Annotated in this window: 28 protein-coding genes; 3 read left to right on the top strand and 25 right to left on the bottom strand. The window is 33.0% G+C overall.

What is annotated here, in order from left to right:
* From AC1Q7L_RS04525 to AC1Q7L_RS04435, 19 genes are all read right to left on the bottom strand, one after another.
* On the bottom strand, window positions 1-933 hold the full coding sequence (locus AC1Q7L_RS04525; RefSeq protein ID WP_410690213.1) for an HTTM domain-containing protein: 933 nt from the start codon (window positions 931-933) through the stop codon (window positions 1-3).
* Window positions 908-1,549, bottom strand: coding sequence for a hypothetical protein (locus AC1Q7L_RS04520; protein ID WP_410690214.1), 642 nt, complete (start codon window positions 1,547-1,549; stop codon window positions 908-910). Before AC1Q7L_RS04520 ends, AC1Q7L_RS04525 begins: the two co-directional genes overlap by 26 nt.
* 30 nt (window positions 1,550-1,579) lie before the next feature.
* A complete protein-coding gene (locus AC1Q7L_RS04515; RefSeq protein ID WP_492306568.1) occupies window positions 1,580-1,939 on the bottom strand; it encodes a thiol-disulfide oxidoreductase DCC family protein in 360 nt (119 codons plus the stop codon).
* Window positions 1,940-1,943: 4 nt separating this feature from the next.
* A complete protein-coding gene (locus tag AC1Q7L_RS04510; protein WP_410690216.1) occupies window positions 1,944-2,330 on the bottom strand; it encodes a hypothetical protein in 387 nt (128 codons plus the stop codon).
* An 8-nt stretch (window positions 2,331-2,338) separates the two neighbouring features.
* Window positions 2,339-2,644, bottom strand: a complete 306-nt coding sequence (locus AC1Q7L_RS04505) for a hypothetical protein (RefSeq protein WP_492306567.1) — start codon at window positions 2,642-2,644, stop codon at window positions 2,339-2,341.
* 66 nt (window positions 2,645-2,710) lie between these two features.
* Complete coding sequence (locus tag AC1Q7L_RS04500) at window positions 2,711-3,001, bottom strand: hypothetical protein (protein WP_410690218.1); 291 nt, start codon at window positions 2,999-3,001, stop codon at window positions 2,711-2,713.
* A 20-nt stretch (window positions 3,002-3,021) separates the two neighbouring features.
* Window positions 3,022-3,321 carry a hypothetical protein gene (locus tag AC1Q7L_RS04495; protein ID WP_410690219.1) on the bottom strand — a complete coding sequence of 100 codons (300 nt, stop codon included), beginning with the start codon at window positions 3,319-3,321 and terminating at the stop codon, window positions 3,022-3,024.
* Between the two features lie 21 nt (window positions 3,322-3,342).
* Window positions 3,343-3,642, bottom strand: coding sequence for a hypothetical protein (locus AC1Q7L_RS04490; protein WP_492306566.1), 300 nt, complete (start codon window positions 3,640-3,642; stop codon window positions 3,343-3,345).
* Between the two features lie 22 nt (window positions 3,643-3,664).
* Window positions 3,665-3,967 carry a hypothetical protein gene (locus AC1Q7L_RS04485; protein ID WP_410690221.1) on the bottom strand — a complete coding sequence of 101 codons (303 nt, stop codon included), beginning with the start codon at window positions 3,965-3,967 and terminating at the stop codon, window positions 3,665-3,667.
* 21 nt (window positions 3,968-3,988) lie between these two features.
* Window positions 3,989-4,300, bottom strand: coding sequence for a hypothetical protein (locus tag AC1Q7L_RS04480; protein WP_410690222.1), 312 nt, complete (start codon window positions 4,298-4,300; stop codon window positions 3,989-3,991).
* 20 nt (window positions 4,301-4,320) lie between these two features.
* Window positions 4,321-4,608, bottom strand: a complete 288-nt coding sequence (locus AC1Q7L_RS04475; protein WP_410690223.1) for a hypothetical protein — start codon at window positions 4,606-4,608, stop codon at window positions 4,321-4,323.
* Between the two features lie 22 nt (window positions 4,609-4,630).
* Complete coding sequence (locus AC1Q7L_RS04470; RefSeq protein ID WP_492306565.1) at window positions 4,631-4,930, bottom strand: hypothetical protein; 300 nt, start codon at window positions 4,928-4,930, stop codon at window positions 4,631-4,633.
* A 17-nt stretch (window positions 4,931-4,947) separates the two neighbouring features.
* Entirely contained in the window at window positions 4,948-5,244 is a 297-nt protein-coding gene (locus AC1Q7L_RS04465; RefSeq protein WP_492306564.1) for a hypothetical protein, read from the bottom strand.
* 24 nt (window positions 5,245-5,268) lie between these two features.
* Window positions 5,269-5,562 (bottom strand): hypothetical protein, encoded by a 294-nt coding sequence (locus tag AC1Q7L_RS04460; RefSeq protein WP_492306563.1) that lies wholly within the window; start codon window positions 5,560-5,562, stop codon window positions 5,269-5,271.
* A 13-nt stretch (window positions 5,563-5,575) separates the two neighbouring features.
* A complete protein-coding gene (locus AC1Q7L_RS04455; protein WP_410690227.1) occupies window positions 5,576-5,869 on the bottom strand; it encodes a hypothetical protein in 294 nt (97 codons plus the stop codon).
* Window positions 5,870-5,876: 7 nt separating this feature from the next.
* On the bottom strand, window positions 5,877-6,185 hold the full coding sequence (locus AC1Q7L_RS04450; protein ID WP_492306562.1) for a hypothetical protein: 309 nt from the start codon (window positions 6,183-6,185) through the stop codon (window positions 5,877-5,879).
* Between the two features lie 8 nt (window positions 6,186-6,193).
* The gene (locus AC1Q7L_RS04445) at window positions 6,194-6,493 is read right to left on the bottom strand and encodes a hypothetical protein (RefSeq protein ID WP_410690229.1); all 300 of its coding nucleotides are present in this window, start codon (window positions 6,491-6,493) and stop codon (window positions 6,194-6,196) included.
* Between the two features lie 105 nt (window positions 6,494-6,598).
* Window positions 6,599-8,074, bottom strand: coding sequence for a hypothetical protein (locus AC1Q7L_RS04440; protein WP_492306561.1), 1,476 nt, complete (start codon window positions 8,072-8,074; stop codon window positions 6,599-6,601).
* 104 nt (window positions 8,075-8,178) lie between these two features.
* A complete protein-coding gene (locus AC1Q7L_RS04435; protein ID WP_492306560.1) occupies window positions 8,179-8,811 on the bottom strand; it encodes a hypothetical protein in 633 nt (210 codons plus the stop codon).
* A gap of 126 nt (window positions 8,812-8,937) precedes the next feature.
* Between AC1Q7L_RS04435 and AC1Q7L_RS04430 the strand changes: the two genes are divergently transcribed.
* Window positions 8,938-9,696 carry a response regulator transcription factor gene (locus tag AC1Q7L_RS04430; RefSeq protein WP_492306559.1) on the top strand — a complete coding sequence of 253 codons (759 nt, stop codon included), beginning with the start codon at window positions 8,938-8,940 and terminating at the stop codon, window positions 9,694-9,696.
* Between the two features lie 24 nt (window positions 9,697-9,720).
* Here AC1Q7L_RS04430 and AC1Q7L_RS04425 read toward each other — a convergent pair whose 3' ends face one another.
* The 5 genes from AC1Q7L_RS04425 to AC1Q7L_RS04405 form a co-directional block, all read right to left on the bottom strand.
* Window positions 9,721-10,467, bottom strand: a complete 747-nt coding sequence (locus AC1Q7L_RS04425) for a ThiF family adenylyltransferase (protein ID WP_410690233.1) — start codon at window positions 10,465-10,467, stop codon at window positions 9,721-9,723.
* A gap of 157 nt (window positions 10,468-10,624) precedes the next feature.
* Window positions 10,625-11,041 carry a hypothetical protein gene (locus AC1Q7L_RS04420; protein WP_410690235.1) on the bottom strand — a complete coding sequence of 139 codons (417 nt, stop codon included), beginning with the start codon at window positions 11,039-11,041 and terminating at the stop codon, window positions 10,625-10,627.
* Between the two features lie 208 nt (window positions 11,042-11,249).
* The gene (locus AC1Q7L_RS04415) at window positions 11,250-11,513 is read right to left on the bottom strand and encodes a hypothetical protein (protein ID WP_492329374.1); all 264 of its coding nucleotides are present in this window, start codon (window positions 11,511-11,513) and stop codon (window positions 11,250-11,252) included.
* Window positions 11,514-11,526: 13 nt separating this feature from the next.
* A complete protein-coding gene (locus AC1Q7L_RS04410; protein WP_492306557.1) occupies window positions 11,527-12,435 on the bottom strand; it encodes an MFS transporter in 909 nt (302 codons plus the stop codon).
* Between the two features lie 131 nt (window positions 12,436-12,566).
* Window positions 12,567-13,550 carry a helix-turn-helix domain-containing protein gene (locus AC1Q7L_RS04405; protein WP_492306556.1) on the bottom strand — a complete coding sequence of 328 codons (984 nt, stop codon included), beginning with the start codon at window positions 13,548-13,550 and terminating at the stop codon, window positions 12,567-12,569.
* A 287-nt stretch (window positions 13,551-13,837) separates the two neighbouring features.
* Here AC1Q7L_RS04405 and AC1Q7L_RS04400 point away from each other — a divergent pair, with 287 nt between their 5' ends.
* Together AC1Q7L_RS04400 and AC1Q7L_RS04395 are read left to right on the top strand one after the other, a co-directional pair.
* Window positions 13,838-14,686 (top strand): phage tail-like protein, encoded by an 849-nt coding sequence (locus tag AC1Q7L_RS04400; RefSeq protein ID WP_492306555.1) that lies wholly within the window; start codon window positions 13,838-13,840, stop codon window positions 14,684-14,686.
* A 221-nt stretch (window positions 14,687-14,907) separates the two neighbouring features.
* Window positions 14,908-16,485, top strand: coding sequence for a Na+/H+ antiporter (locus tag AC1Q7L_RS04395; RefSeq protein WP_492306554.1), 1,578 nt, complete (start codon window positions 14,908-14,910; stop codon window positions 16,483-16,485).
* 3 nt (window positions 16,486-16,488) lie between these two features.
* Here AC1Q7L_RS04395 and AC1Q7L_RS04390 read toward each other — a convergent pair whose 3' ends face one another.
* Window positions 16,489-16,821, bottom strand: a complete 333-nt coding sequence (locus tag AC1Q7L_RS04390) for a hypothetical protein (protein WP_492306553.1) — start codon at window positions 16,819-16,821, stop codon at window positions 16,489-16,491.
* Between the last annotated feature and the right edge of the window lie 432 nt (window positions 16,822-17,253).

Below are 17,253 nucleotides of genomic sequence, written 5' to 3'. Positions count from 1 at the left end.
TTATGCTATTACTGGAACCTTTTTTGTAGATTCCTCAAGGTTTAGGAATGCGCTTAGGTTGAGAAGGATCATTAATGCTCCGAAGAAATATAAGTTCATTGCGATGATAATTCCTACGTGTAGAGATACTACCATCCATATAAAGTATTTTCTTGTGCTTGCTTTCCACATAAAGTATGGGTAAAACAATTCTACAGCGATGGTTGAGATTCCGATGATTGTTGGAATGATAGGAAAGTGAACAAATAGGTCATAATTATTATCTAAGATATATGACTGAAATCCTGGCAGATGTAGTGCTTTCCAGATAGATTCTCCGTTCCACCAATTAATTCCGAAAGCTTTGTCTAATCCTGAAGTAAAATAAACAATGCATAAGTGTATTCTCAACAAATTCCTGAATGGTGTAGGGTTGAATTCTTTAGTTTTAAATATTTTAGAATCAACAGAATAGAAACTTCCCAGTGGAAAAAGGATGCAATAAAACATTGCGATCGATTTAAAGAAATCTATTCCGTACATAAAAGTACTTGAAGACTGAAATACAATTAAATGAAGAACTAAAATAATAACTGCCGATACTCTGCTCATAAATCCTACTGTCAGAGATACGCAGGCAACGATATAAAGTATAATATAAGACATTACTACCGTGCTTTCCTGAACATTCATTGTGCCGAAAAGTTTCATTATAAAATTGAAAGACGGCATATGGTCTGAACCTAGGAATTCTATTATTTCCAGGGGAATTAAGCCCTGATTGGTAAATAATAAGTTAAAATCTGTAAGCGTTGACAATAGGTGCACTAAGAAGAATAATCCCATTGAGATTCTAAAAAATGCAAAGAACAATTTGTCGTCCTGTCTGTATTCATTGAAGAATTGATAAAATTGTACAGGAAGTGATCTAGTTTTTCTTAAGAGGTTTAGCATCGATGTCAAGTAATTTAATTAGTACTGGTTTAGTTTTGTTAGCTGTTGTGATTTCTTGTAAAAGCGGGTGATGGTGCAGATATAATGTACAAGAGATGTTGTATTTGTTAGAATCATAATCTTTGTAATAATATCTTCCGATACTTTTGATGAAGATGTCTAAGAATTCACCGTATTTATCAGATTCATTAAAATCTGTGGATGTTTTCTTCTGCATTTTATTTTCAAGGATCGTTAATCTGTCCTGAAAATATCCTAGTAAAGTATGGTATCTGTTTAATCCCTCCTTAGATTTGAATGGCGGGAAATAAGATTCTTTCACCAGTTTTTTATTTTTATCATAAACTGATACTTTTAAAATGTAAGAACTTGCAACGTTCGGTGCGAAGAATCCATAGCCTGCATTGATTCCTGCAAAAGCCTGGTATTCCTGAATGATCGGTAGAGAATTGAATTCTCTGATGTTTTCCTTAGTGTCTTTTAATCCGTCTGTGAAAGAGTTTTTCACAAAAGATGTAGATTTTTCATAAGAGTCGATGGTACTGGATGTACATACAATAAGTATCAATGCAATGTGTACCATACTGAATATGAAAAAGAGTTTTGAGTTTTTCATGGTAAATTAGTTGTATCAAAAAATTAATAATTAAATATTACAGACATTATCGTCACAGTGGATCGGTATTATTTTTCTGTTTACAGCAAGCTGTATGTATAATGCCTGACCAATTTTCGTAACCTGCATGAGCCAAAGAACAGGGAAGAAGAGCCATAATAATGGTAATCTTGATAATATTCTGAAGATAGACTCATAACCGTATGCCCAGGAATTGCTATAAGAGGCCATTTGTTTTTCGGCCAGTATAAAATCAATCCCTTTCATTGATCCTCTGTCCCGGAGAGAATGAAAATCAATTGCCTGCAGCCAATCTATTTTTTTTACGGTTTTCATAAATTTGGTGCATCGGGGGCACCAACCGTCATAATAAACTACTAGTGATTTCATAATGCTAATTTTTGGAACTTGGTTTTTTTAAAAAAGCCTTTATTCTTCCACTATTGTTCAATATTTTTATTTTGAAAACACTTTCCTTGTCAGAATTATTGACAACATAAAATTCATTCGCAAAATTGATCTTCGTTTTAATAGAATCATTCTTCGGTAGCCTCTTGATCTCGTTGTTATCTGTAATATATGTTAGATCATCTGTAAGCGAAGGATTATATAAAACGACCTCTAATTTTTCTTTTGAAGAATTTTTAATCTTTAGATTTTTTTCAGCCGGAATATTCCAATGGTTTCGGTAAGTATGTCTACCTCTTTCTATTGTAAATGAATAGGAAAAGAAAAGGATTCCGCAAATAATTGATAGTGGGTAAAAATAAAGGCTTTTCATGGCTATAGTTATTTATAGTTTGTAATAAGTCTGTTGATATCTAAAGTTGGTTCTTCCATAGCAGAAACAATTTTAGTTTCGAAAATGCTTACCGCATCTCTCTTTACGCATACATCTACAGAACATTCTTTCTTGAAGCTTTTGTTGGTGATCACTGTGCTTTTGATGAAAGCTCCCAATTCGTCATCCATTGATGCAGTTTTGCCGATTGTATCGTATTTTACAGTTTGTACTTCATCATCTGATTTGTTGAATGACAATAAAGAGATTGTAGTTAATAAAGCGATTGGTAAGATTAAGATAGATCTTTTCATGGTTTTAAAAGTTTTTTAAAACACATTCAGTTGAGAACTTCAACTGAATGTGTGAGTTGAATAATATTATTTATAATTTTCGATAGCTTTGTCAAACGTAAGGATTGGGTCAAGAGATGTTGCTACTTTAGTTTCAACAACATTCGTTTCCTGGATGCTTGATTTTTCAAAAACATGTTTTTTAGTTTTAGAAGTCACCACGCTGCTTGCTGCAGTATCACCAATAAGATTGATAGTAGATACTTGGTTCTGATCACCGTTTCCGTATTTCGTATCATTTCCTGTAGAAGTCCAAGAAGAAAGAGCCATAGGAACGATCGCTAATCCTGCGAATAATAGTTTTCTGTAGTTTTGCATAATAATTTATTGTTTAATGGTTATTTGTAATTTTGGATAACGTCATCGAAAGAAATAGTCTTTCCAAGAGAAGTACTGATTGCTTTTTCGCTTACAACATCTTTAGTATCTATTGTTTCTTTAGCAAAAACTTTTTTCTTAGTACTTACTGTTACAGAGCTGCTTACAGCTGTGTCACCGATGATCTCAATAGAAGAATCTGCTAATTTGCTAGCGTCTCCGTTTCCGTATTTCGTATCATTTCCTGTAGAAGTCCAAGAAGAAAGAGCTAAAGGAACAATCGCCAATCCTGCGAATAATAATTTTCTGTAGTTTTGCATAATATTTTATTGTTTATATGGTTATTTATAATTTTTTACCATGTCTTCAAAAGAAAGAGTAGGGTTTGTTGGTGTTGTAACGATAGCTACTTTAGTTTCAGCAACGTTTGTTTGTTCAATACTTGATACCGAAAAAACGTGCTTTTTAGTTTTAGAAGTTACCACGCTGCTTGCTGCCGTATCACCAATAAGATCGATAGAAGAAACTTGGTTTTGATCACCATTTCCGTATTTAATGTCATTTCCAGTAGAAGTCCAAGAAGAAAGAGCCATTGGAACGATCGCTAATCCTGCGAATAATAGTTTTTTGTAGTTTTGCATAATATTTTATTGTTTTTAAATGTTATTTGTAATTGTTTACAATCTCATTGAAAGAAAGTGTAGTGTCGATAGACGATACGCTGATTGCCTTTTTCTCAGCTACGCTCACTTCTTCGATAGTAGATACGGAAAGAACTTTCTTTTTAGTTTTTACTGTCACAGAGCTGCTTACAGCTGTATCTCCGATGATTTCGATTGAAGAATCTGCCAATTTGCCTGCATCTCCGTTTCCGTATTTCGTGTCGTTTCCTGTAGAAGTCCACGAAGAAAGCGCTAAAGGAACGATCGCCAGTCCCGCGAATAATAGTTTTCTGTAGTTTTGCATGATTTTTATTGTTTTTAAATATTATTTGTAATCGTTTAAGATACTTTCGATTGAAAGAGTAGGATTTTCGATCGTTGTGCTTTTCACTTTAGATTCAGCGATCTCTACAGTTTCCATGTTTGAAACATTAATTACTGTTTTCTTAGATTTTACAGTGAAAATACTTTGTAAAAATCCGGCTCCCATTTCCTCTTGTTTAGAAGTAAGCATTGAATAAGGATAATCCTTAATGTTTTGCATTTTTGCAGTGGGATCTTCCGATGATGTCCAAGAAGATAATGCCAATGGCACAATTGCCAGTCCTGCTAATAATAGCTTTTTGTAGTTTTGCATAAGTTATTTGTTTTAAGGTTTTATTGATAATTTTTTACAATTTCCTGAATCGTAGGAACGGGTTCCAGAGTTTTGATAAGATTTTGTCCTGTTCTGAGGAGCGATTGTCTTTCTGTAACTCTTTGTTTGTCTGTAATCAGTATTTCTCCTGATACATCTGCCTGACCAATTGTTCCGATTGAAGTTTTGGTATCATAATTCCCGATTTTCTGATAGTTGGCATCGGGTGGATCTCCTGAGGTCCAGGAGGAAAGTGCCAGCGGAACTATTGCAAGACCCGCGAGTAGCAGCTTTTTGTAGTTTTTCATGGTTAATATTTATTTTAAGGTTTTATTTGTAGTTTTTTAGAACATCATCAAAGGACAGAGAAGGTTCCAGATCGGTTGCCAATTTTGAGCTTGCACCAATATCTCTTGGCCCTACTATTGCATCATCATGTTGAGCTGTTACTTTTTTACTAAAAACAAAATTTTTAGAAACAGTTGCGGTACCAATATCTCCGATAGAAGATTTCACATTTTGGCTTTCAATGTTTTTGTAATTGGCATCCGGATCTTCCGAGGTCCATGATGAAAGTGCCAAAGGAGCAATTGCAGATGCTGCCAAAAGTAGTTTTCTGTAGTTTTTCATGGTTAATTATTTAGTTTTTATTGATAAACTTTAACGATCTCATCAAATGATGTTATGGTAGGATCCAACGTTCTATCTGTTGTTACAATTTTGTCAGGATTAAGACCGTAATCGGTTCTGTCGAGTTTACTGGTTTTAGTTTTAACAATAATTACGTTCTGAACATCTGTAGTACCAATTATTTCGTTAGAAGACTTTGAATTCTGATTCTCAATGTTTTGATATTGAGTGTTTGATTCTTCAGAAGTCCAAGAAGATAATGCGAGGGGCACAACTGCAAAACCTGCCAAGAGAAGTTTTTTGTAGTTTTTCATGGTTATTAGTTTGGTTTTAAATCTTTATTGATAAGCTTTTACAATACTTTCTATAGATGTGGTTGGTTCCAGTGTTTTTGTTGTTGTAACAACTTTACTCGGAGCGTCGGTTTTATCTATAAAAGCGATAACATTTTTTTTGTTTTTCTCTGAAACATCTACAACAACATCTGTTGCTCCAATCTTGTCAATAGAAGAAATTGAATTTTGATTTTCAATAGTTCTAATTTTTGAAACAGGATCTTCAGAAGTCCAGGAAGAAAGTGCCAAAGGAACAATCGCAACACCTGCCAGTAATAGTTTTCTGTAGTTTTTCATGATTAATACTTTTTTATTGATAATCCTTTAAAATATCTTCAAATGATGTCTGAGGTTCCAGTGTTCTTGTTGTTGCAATAGCTTTGTCAATGGTAATGTCTGAGTTATTTAACTTAACAGCATTTTTTTTACTTTGTACAACATTATCTTCTTGCGTATCAAAAGTTCCAATTCGTTCAATAGAAGATAATTGACTGTGATCATCTGTATTTTGATAGTTCATTTTAGGTTCCTCAGAAGTCCATGAAGAAAGGGCTAAAGGAACAATTGCAAATCCTGCCAATAATAGTTTTCTGTGGTTTTTCATGGGACTACTATTTGTAAGTTTTTACGATATCCTCAAAAGAAAGGTTGGAAGGAGTTAGTGTATCATCTGAAAATACAATTTTGGTTTTTACAGTTTCTATATCTAGTCTGCTCATTGAAGGACCAGGTTTGTCTGTGTTAACTCTTGTAAGCTTCCCAACAATTACAGTACCCATATCTTCTGTAATATATGTATTGTTATTTTCCTGATGTGTGGTATTTGTAAGATCATTTTTTGATCCGTCAGAAGTCCATGAAGAAAGAGCTAAAGGAACAATTGCAAATCCTGCCAATAAAAGTTTTTTGTTGTTTTTCATAATCTCTATTATTTGTAAGTTTTTACGATATCCTCAAAAGAAGGATTGGTTGGAGTTGGGGTGTCTGCGGATACAACTTTAGTGTTAAGATCGTCTTTGACATTTTTTACCGTTGCTCCTTTCGGACCTCTTATTACTTTATCCGTTTTTACTAAACCTGTGCCTATTATCTCAATATCAGAAACAGTAGTAGCTTGATTATTTTCAATGCTTTTAAGCTCATTTCCCAATTCTTCGGAAGTCCAAGAAGATAGTGCGAGGGGTACAACCGCAAAACCTGCCAAGAGAAGTTTTTTGTAGTTTTTCATGTATAAATTGTTTAAAATGGTTATTAGTTTTTGGATAAAGTTTTCCCTGTCTCTCTAATTTATGTGAAGAGAAATATGAAGTTTTGCTTTAAAAGTTGTAGTTTTTTAGATGAAGACTATCTTTCCACCAACCAGAATAAACGGTCTTTTAGAGTTGATTTTTTCTTCTTTTTCAGGAGCTGCAAGATAAATTCCGTCCTGATATTTACTAGAGAATGACAATGTATTATTGGCAACAGGCTTAGTTTCCTGTTTTTCCCAACTGCTGTCGGTTAACTTATACAAAGTATATGATTTTCCATTTTCCAGCTTAGAATTGATTGTATTTTGCGCCAATGCAGCCATATTAGAAGCATTTCTGTTATTTGCAGCCATATTTTTCATTCTTGTAGCTGTAGATTCGGTCTGTGTAATATTGATCGCTGAGGTTTTAGCTTTATCAAAGAATAGAAGTTTTCCGGTTTTATCTACATAGAACAGAGATTTTTTACCCGAATTATCCGGTGTGTGTACGAGATATAATGCGCCAACACCCACTTTGTCGAAAACCATTTGTTTACGTTTCGGGCTGATAGCTGCTATCGGAAGCCATTTGTTGTAACTGAAAACAGAAAGCAAGGCAAGCTCGGTTTTATCATTATAGAAGCCATTTACATTATATTTGATAGTTTTAGCATAAAGATCCGTAACATCAATATCAGAATACGTTGAAGTGAATCCCAGTTTGCTCAATGTTTTGTAATATTTTAAATAAACTGAAGCTGTATCAGGAACAAAACCTCTTCTATACACTTTTGTTGCGGTGTAAGTATTGTTAAGCGTATCTTTTATACTTTGAATAATTCTTGTAGGATTGTATGAACCGATATTATCAGAACCTCCAGCAAAAGCAAATGATTTTTTATCATTAAGAACCAATGCGTTCCAGGCTTTTCCGCCGTCTACATTTCCCCAAACCGGTGCATAGTCTATAGTTACAGGTATTCCGTTGGCTTTGTTGATGAAAGTTGATAAATTGACCAAAGCAATGTCAGAACCTTTCTTTTCTTTTAATAAATCATTGAACGACCAGTAATCTTCCTGTGGAAATGGATCAGAGTAAGGAAGATTCAAACCTTTAATTTTATTGTTTAAATAATTCGAAGATTCGATCACAGATTTCTCAGTAGTTAAATTATATTTTTTTGGAAGCTCGTAATTTTTAAGAACGTTTTTTCTCCAGTTGAAGTCATTTGAGAAATTAACTTTATAAGGAAGAACAAAATTTACAAAACTATAATCTGATATTACATTAGAGTTGATCATTTCTTTAGATCTGTCATAAGAAAGCTCAATGTTCTCGCGAATATCATCATCATTGATGAATTTTGAATCCTGCTCCTGAACTCCCGCCGCACTTACATGGAAATTTAAAATAGCATTTTTCTTAATGAAATCAAAAGCACTTTTAGAATTGATACTTTTATCGCTGTTTAAAATTCCGTAGCTATTGTTTTTATCTGAGCATGATGCCAGTGAAGCAGCAGCAAGTATATATAAGAATCTCTTTTTGTTAAATATTAATAATTTTGAAGTTTTCATTTTGGTTGGTTATTTGTTCTTGTTTTACATTACAATATTACTGAGTCCAAGAGATAAAAACACTACACTATAGTTTAGTTTGATACTACACAAAGGTGTAGTTTTTACGCCGTTTTCTTCAGTATAGCTCCTTTTTGTACAGTTGTTAAACCTTCGTGTAGTAAATTTTTATTTTTATCTAGAAAAGACTTTAATCCTGCATAAGAGATAAGTACAGGAATCGTTTCAGATCCCAGATATTCTATAGACTCGGAAAGTGTTGTACATTCTATTCCCAAAAGAATTAATGTTTTTAAAAGTTTTGCATCACATTCAGCCAAAGCAACAGAGTTTTCATTCTTACAAACTTCATTAATTGCTGAGGTCATTAAAGCTTTGAAAGTTTTAAATCCAGATCTGTCTTTTTTTACTGCAAATCTTCCGATATGCCAGATATCTATATTTTGATTTTCTATAACTTGGTAAGGGTGGATGCTGAACAATTTCTCGATAGGCAATATGTCTTTCTTGTTCCAACGTACAACTCTTATAGATCCAGTAATAGAATTACTGAAATCTTTTGAGAAGAAAATTTTAGAGTCATTAAGAGAAGCTTCCTCTTTATAAACTGCTGTAATTTCGTTTCTCAGATCCTCATTAGAATCTGCATTATGGTGATTAAAATTTTCTTCAACAACAAATTTTGCAAGATCGTAAAGTTCATTATTGTAAAGCGGATTAAATTGTGATTTGTGCATGGTTTTGATTAATTTTTTTCTAAAATTATCGTTGTTCGCTTTGGAAATCGCTACACTTTTGTGTAGATTTGTTAAAAAGTCATAAAAAACTACACTTTGGGGTAGTCGAATTTTTTTACTGGGATTATGGATGAAATAAAAAAGTTTTTTACAGAAAAAAATGAGATCGAAGGCAATGCAGATATCGATCTTATGCAGACGAGTGACTACTTGGAAATTGTGAAAGCTTTTGCAAGAATAACTTATCAGAGTTTATATATAATTGATTATCAGAAGCAATCATTTGAGTATGTTTCAGATAATCCTTTATTCTTATGTGGATTATCTCCTGAAGAAGTAAGAGATCTCGGATATGCTTTCTATTTTAGAAATGTAATAAGTGATGATCAACAGCTTTTACTTAAAATAAATGATGTAGGATTTGAGTTTTACGAAAAACTTCCTATTAGTGAGAGAAAACTGTACACAATTTCTTATGATTTTCATATTATAAATGATAAGAAAAATGTTATATTAATCAATCATAAACTTACGCCGATGTTTCTTACAAGAAATGGGAAAATTTGGAAGGCGATGTGTATTGTTTCACTTTCTCCTACCAATTCGTCAGGGAATATTTTGATCAATAAAGAAGGTTCTGATGACATCTGGAAGTATGATCTCTCGGAAAACAGATGGATAAAAGAGGAAAAGAAAAAACTCTCACAAAGAGAGCTTGAAATATTAAGTTTATATGCCAGCGGGCTTACAATAAACGAGATTGCAGGAAAGATATTTGTCTCTGCAGATACTGTGAAATTTCACAGAAGAAAACTTTTCGAGAAAATTGGGGTGAATAACATCACCGAAGCCCTGGCTTATGCCAAAAATAACAAATTATTATAAAAATGTAAGACAATGAAAATTGTCTTACATTACTGAACTTAGATAAAATTCAGGGAATCTTTTATATTCTTTTTGTGTTGCGATATTAAACATGATATTCGTACATATTCCTGCTACGATCCAAGATCCTACAGCAAGTTGAGGTGGAGGAAGGTTACCTTCTTCCTGTTTGTAATCTTCAATAATCTTTTCCAGCCATTCATTACGTTTTTCCCAGAATCTAAGGTACCCGACAACGTATTCTACCATTTTCAGTTCGTTAAAGCTGTCGTTATGGCTAATGCTGCTTAAAGTAGGGCCTGTAGGAGAAATAACGGTAACTAAGCCTGCCCAGCCCAAATTATAAGGGTGAAGAACCGGAATTCCGCTTTTTTTACATAAATCATCAAAGAAAAGTGGAATATTACTTGTGAAATCGAGTGCATTCACAGCAATTGTATGTCCATTTACAATTTCTTCAATATTGTCAAACGTTATAAATTCCTGAATATGTTTAATATTAGCATTTGGATTGATAGATTTCAGGCGGTCATACAGCGCTTTAGATTTATATTCTGAAACTTCCTTCTCTGTGTAATTTTGTCTGTTCAGATTGGTTACTTCAATAACATCTCCATCTACAACTGTAATGTTTTCAAAGCCGATTCGCAGGGCGCATTCTGCGATATTGCTTCCGATTCCGCTACCTGCAAAAAGGATGGGAGTGGCTTTAATGATTTCCTGTTCCTCCGAATTTATGTAAAGTCGGTTTCTGGAATATCTCTCTTCCATAATATGATTTTTTATTTCTTCAAAAGTATTTCATTTAAAGTATTTTCCTGCTACACAAAGTAGTAGTTTTCCTTATTGTCAGACAATTTTTAAAGATTCAAAACATAAAAAATCCACAACTGAAAAGCTGTGGATTTTTTTGTGATAATATATTAAACTAAGATTCGGTCTTCAATAGGCCATAGTTCACAGGAGCAGGTTCTTTTCCGAATAAACACGAAAAAATGTTCTGGAACTCATGGATATATTTACATTTAATAGAATTTCCGTAGATTTTTAAACCTTCTACGATCTTTCTTGGATTCAGGTCGATATCATATTTAATGAACGTTTCCGGTCTTTCATATCTGATACGCTGTTCTGAGCTGTATGTTCTTGAAAAACCGAATTTCTCTAACCATTCTTCAGTGATCTGAATAGGTGTAATAGATTCTGCTGAAACAGAAAAACTGTGAATATCATTCTCTATTTTTACAAAATAATCTTTTTCATTATCCTGGAATATCTCAGTTATTGTAAATATCTGATTTCTGTATTCCACTAAATTTTTAATTTTAAGATCTACAACGTTCATAATATTTTGTGTTAAGGTTAAAAGTATATTGAATGTGCGTGTTGGTACAGTTATGTTTACAAATATTATGCCTTACACGGTAAATTTATTTAATCTTTTTAATAATTAATTGTTAATATTTTTCTTAAATAATTAATATGTTGATTACATTAATGTTGAAGTATTCCTAAAATAAAAAATGTGGTACTTGTGTGGTATCTGATATTCTTTATTGACGGGAAATTTTATCAATAGTGAGTGAAAAAGCAATGATAATAGAGAGAATAAGGAAGAGAATAAAGAATTTCCAGGAAGTTGCATGGAGAATGTAGCCTGTACCACTTCCCAAAATGCTTGAACCAAAATAATAGAAAAGCCAATAAATAGACGTTGCAGAAGATTTTCCTTCCTTTGCACGCAAAGCCGTCATCTGACTTGCCATTGTATGTGCTGCGAAAAATGAAAGCGTAAATAATCCAAGTCCGAAAATCACAATATAAATATTTTCAGAAAGTAAAAATAAAATTCCGGCAAGCATGAATAGAATAGAGCCTTTCAGAATATTTTTCCGGTCTGTTTTCTTTGATAACCTGCTTGATCATCGTCCCGAAAACTCCGAAAGTATACATCAGAAATATAAAAGCGATCCAAAAATGATTTAATGAAAACGGAGCAGATTCCAATCGGAACGTAAGATAATTATAAACGCTCACAAAACTTCCCATCAGAAGTGCTGCAATTAAGTATAGACGAAGCATATAAGAGTCCGTAAGAAACTTCAACATTTGCTTCAATTTCAGAGAATAATCTGTTTTTTGAGGATTAAAAAACTTTGAATCCGGGAAAAATTTCCAAAAGAGTAAGCCTAAGATCAAACTTTCAATTCCGATGATCAAAACAGCATTTCTCCATCCCAATTCTCCGGCAATTATTGTCGCTAAAATTCTTCCGCTCATCCCGCCAATGGTATTTCCACTGAGATACATGCTGATGGCCAAGGCAACTACAGAAAGTTCAACTTCTTCCGTAAGATAGGCGAGTGCAACCGAAGAAACTCCTGAAATCACAAAACCTTTTAGAACGCCAATTGCTATTAATAAAGGTAAACTTTGAACCCAACTTGAAATAATTGTCAGTACAGCGGAGGAAAGCAATGAAAAGATCATCAGTTTTTTCCTTGAATAACTGTCTGCTTTAAAGGCGAAAAAGAATAATCCAAAAGCCATTCCTATTGTAGCGGACGAAACGAGTAGGGAACTATCTCCAACAGTCGTGTGAAAATGCTCTGCAACCATCGGTAACAAAGGCTGAAAAAGATAAAGCTGTGCAAATACAGAAAGCCCTGAAAGAAAGATACAAAGTTTTATATATCGGAAACGTTTACTGCTTTTGTCTGCTTTTTCAGGTATGATCATGATTTTTTAGAATTAAAACCTTTCTAGAATCAAATTCTTGAAGAATTTTATAATCTGTAAATTTCCTGATATTTTTTTAATTTCTAAAACGCTTTATTTCGATAATATGCATCGCTGAAACCGATTTAGAATTAAATATTTTCTGAAGCATTGATTGTTTGCAAAGTATTGATGTATTCCGAAGGCGTAATTTTTTCAATTTGCTTAAAAACACGATTAAAAGTTGACTGGTTAGAAAATCCGGCCTCCGTGTAAATATACATCAAGGTTACCTTTTCCAGATCGTTTTCATTTAGCAGTTTTTTCACACAATTGATGCGGTGAATATTCAAATAATTATTAAAGTTGGGAAAACCATGCTGTCTGATTGCTTTTGAAATATATGTGCTGTTAACTTCCAATTCTGTAGACAGTTTTGAAATATTAAAATTAACATCTTTATAAGACAGTTTTTCTGCCATCATATTTTCTATTCTTTCGAATAATTCATCTCCAAATGCCGGATCTTTTTCTACAGATACCGTTATTCTCGGTTCAGACTGTTGTTTTTGTTCAATTTCATGATAAATTTCTTCTCGTCTGATCTTGTCTTTAAAATAGATAATCAGCGCGAATACTGCAACATTGGAGATCACCAAAAAAGTATCCGTCAGTTTCACATCCTCTTTGGTATGCTCCTGAAAATTAAAATCAAAATTTTTAGAAATCAAATAGCCTAAAATGATATTAATTAAGATAAAAACACTGTAAATAATCACATATTTCCTGTTAAAAAACACATAGGCAGCCAAAGGAATAGGCATCAACCAGACGAAACTTGCCACAGAATTATTCCAAAAGGCAAGCATGATATAGAAATTATATAAAGACGCAAGAATAATATACGTATGAACCAGAATATTGATAGAATAATTTTTACGAATCATAAAATAAGAATATGACAGAAAAAATGCCCCGCCATAAAGATACCATGAGATCGTTTTATCCGGAATAAGAAACGTAAAAATAAGAGCATACACAAAAAGCACAGCCGACATTAAGATGACATAATAATGCACGAGATCTTTTTTATGTTTCTCTATTTTTTGAAGTTTTATAGGATCGGTAATTATCATTTGTTGTTTAAAATATTACTTCAGAATAGCAGCAATTATCTTTTTCATCAGTCAAATCTAGGAATTAATTGTATTAAATCATTGATTTTAAGTGAAATAAATAATGTAAGCTATTTTCAGGGTTTCATTGATGTGTTTAAAATTTGATTTATCGAGGCCGATAACTTTGCATCAGTTCTTAATCAGGAATTTTATTAGTACAAAGATAAAAAAGAGTTAATAAAATAAAACGATATCTCTGAAATTGTACTCATTATAAATTAGACACAAATAATATATTATAAAACATGAAGAAATTAAAATTATCTCTTTTAGGTTTAGCATTGAGTTTTTTTTCGTCAGAAACTTACGCTCAAATAGGTATCAATACAGAGTCTCCTAAAGCAACATTAGACGTTATAGGAAAACCAACTGTGACAACTTCAGCAGATGGAGTAATTGCTCCCCGAATGACAGGAGATCAACTTAAAGCTAAGGATTTGGTTTATCTTGCAGATCAGACGGGAGCATTGGTGTATGTAACGCAGGCAGTGGGAACGCCTTCTGTAAAAACAGCAAAGGTTGATAAACCAGGATATTACATGTTCAACGGTGAAACCTGGAAGTTTGCTTTCGGAGGAAACGATAATGATATTCTGATTGGCGAACTGGTCTATTATCACGGAAGTATTCCCGCAAATACCTCAGGAATAAATATTCTGGCAAGTACTTATCTTACAGACCTTCCTGTGTTGGGAGGTGTTTTAAGGCTTGATGCTCAGTTTGACGGTAATTCTTCAGGAACCGGAGCAGCAACTACTTTTAATCCACGTCTTTACAATGTCGGAACTTCTGATATGAAAATCTGGGTTTCGGAAATGTCTACCCACACAGGTGATTCGGACAATGGAAATATAAAGCTGTCACCGGGAGCTTACAGACAATTTGACGACGGAGTTTATCTTACACAAACTCATAATGAAACGGTAACTTTTGACATCACGATTCAGGAACCGGAGCCAAGATGGTACAGAGTGTATTATGCTTTCAGAGTGGATAATAAATCTACAACAGGAACAAGTAATAATACAACATCAGACTCCAGTACAGCTGACAATACAAGAGAACTGTTTTTATCAGTACAAAGATTATATTAATCTATTTTATTGATTCTAAACAGGTTTCGATTCTATAAACACACAAGAAAAATTATATAAATTGAGAGGCGTTTGTCCTCTCTTTTTTTGCTATAAAGTTTTACTATAGATTTAAAATTTGTGAAAAGTTTTAATTCTTTTTAAATCTAAATATGTTTGAGCTATTTTTTGATTAAAAGTGATAATTCATTATCATTGCATTAATAAAAAAACATACACAAATGATAGAAGATTTTCCATTCTATTTATCCCTTATTGTAGCAATTGTATTGCTCATCATGTTGGCCAATAAAATTAAGGTTGCTTATCCTGTATTGCTCGTTATTGCAGGGTTGGGTATCAGTTTTATTCCCGGCATTCCGATGATTCATATTGATCCGGAACTTATTTTTATTATATTTCTTCCGCCTTTATTATATGAAGCAGCTTGGGCGATTTCATGGAAAGAATTATGGAAATGGAGACGTATCATAGGAAGTTTTGCTTTTGTGGTGGTTTTTCTTACGGCTATTTCTGTAGCGTTTTTTGCGAATTATTTTATACCCGGATTTTCTTTAGCACTTGGATTTTTATTAGGTGGAATCGTTTCTCCGCCAGATGCAGTAAGTGCAAGTGCAATCTTAAAATTTGTAAATGTCCCAAAAAGAATGTCATCCATTTTGGAAGGAGAAAGTTTACTGAATGATGCTTCTTCATTAATAATTTTCCGTTTTGCGATGATCGCGGTTGCAACAGGACAATTTATTTGGTCTGATGCAGCTTTAAGTTTCTCATGGATGCTCGTAGGAGGAATCGGAATCGGAGTATTAATCGGCTTTATCTTCATGAAAGGGCATAAATATCTTCCCACTGATGCCAATATGGATACTATTTTAACTATTGTTGCTCCTTACGTAATGTACATCGCGGCAGAAGAAGTTCACAGTTCCGGTGTTTTGGCTGTTGTAAGTGGTGGATTGCTTTTATCCAATAACAGACACCGTTTCTTAAGTACTTCATCGCGTTTGCGAGGCCTCAATGTTTGGGAAAGTCTTGCGTTTGTTTTGAATGGATTGGTATTTCTTATAATAGGTTTAGCTTTACCTGAAATCACCTCAGGCCTTGAAGGCGTCGGACTTTCTGCTGCTATCATTTATGGATTAATGGTAACAGGAGTATTGGTTGTTGTAAGGATTTTATCGGCTTATGGTGCAGTTTTGATCACATTAGTTGCAAGAAATTATATTCCCGTTGCAGATACAAGAAGTCCAGGACTGAAAGCTCCAATTGTATTGGGCTGGACGGGAATGCGCGGAGTGGTTTCTCTCGCTGCAGCATTGTCAATACCAACCCATTTATATGCTGGTGGGCCTGCTTTTCCGCAGAGAAATTTAATCTTATTTATCACTTTCATTGTTATTTTAACCACGCTTTTGGTACAGGGACTTACGCTTCCTTATTTGATTAAAAAAATTAAACTTCCCACTTTTAATGATTATTTGCCTGATGACCAAGCAGAAGACTTGATCAAAAGACAAATTGCAAAACATACCGCAGATCATATCACCAATAATCACTCCGAAATATTGGGTAGAAGTGCTTTTTTAAAACAAATCCATGAGAATTTGAAAGGAAAAGCAGATGTTGAGACTGAAGTAAAACTAACTTCAGAGGTAAAAGATGTTTATCTTGATGTTTTAAGCACACAGAGAGCATGGCTTCTAGACCAGAAACATAATGATGATGTCAACGAAGATGTTATCAAAAAATACCTCATGAAAATCGATCTGGAAGAAGCCAGAATACTTCTGATTCATTAAATTTTAATCATTGATAATCGTTAAAAGTCTCTGTAAATATTCATTTTCTTTTACAACCTTATTATAAGACTGTCTCACATAAGCTGGTGAAAGCTCATAGTTTTCCGGCTTTGAATTGATATCTTCATTTTCAATATATTGATTGAGATGAAGCGTGTAATCTTTAATATATTTATTGATTAATTTTCGTTTGATTTTACAAATCGTATTATTTTTTATTTTATGTAAAGAATTTAGAATGAAAGATTTATCTCCATGGAAATTAATAACGTTTGCTACAAACGAAAGATTATGCGTATCCTGTAAAACAGAATGTTGTTCATTTTCAAAAATCATGATGTGGTGAGAGTTTTAGTGAGTCTGTAATATTTTTAAAACACGTTTAGTGGATCTGTAAAAGATCAACAGACGGGAATTGAAAATGATTTTTTCAATATCAGAATAATCTTTTTTCGTGATGAAGTAAAGTTCGAAGGTTTCATGATATTAATATTTAAATGATTAAAAAAATAAGTGACTAGCTTAATTTTATATAAAATATTTCACTTCAAAAACCTAACCAAAATACTTACATTGTTTCAAAAATATTAAAAATTTGTAATAAAACCTCTTGTTTATGTATTATTTTTCCTTAAACTTTAATTATTGTTGTCATTTTTGTGGTATGTAGATGTTATTATTCGATAAATAATATTTTTTAATTTTGAATCATCACTTTAGAACCAATAAAACTTAAAAATATATGGGTAAAAGTGGAAATATCTTTTA

The organism is Chryseobacterium sp. GW823-FHT05E08 (assembly GCF_058795655.1).
This window is presented reverse-complemented; position numbering and strand designations above follow the sequence as displayed.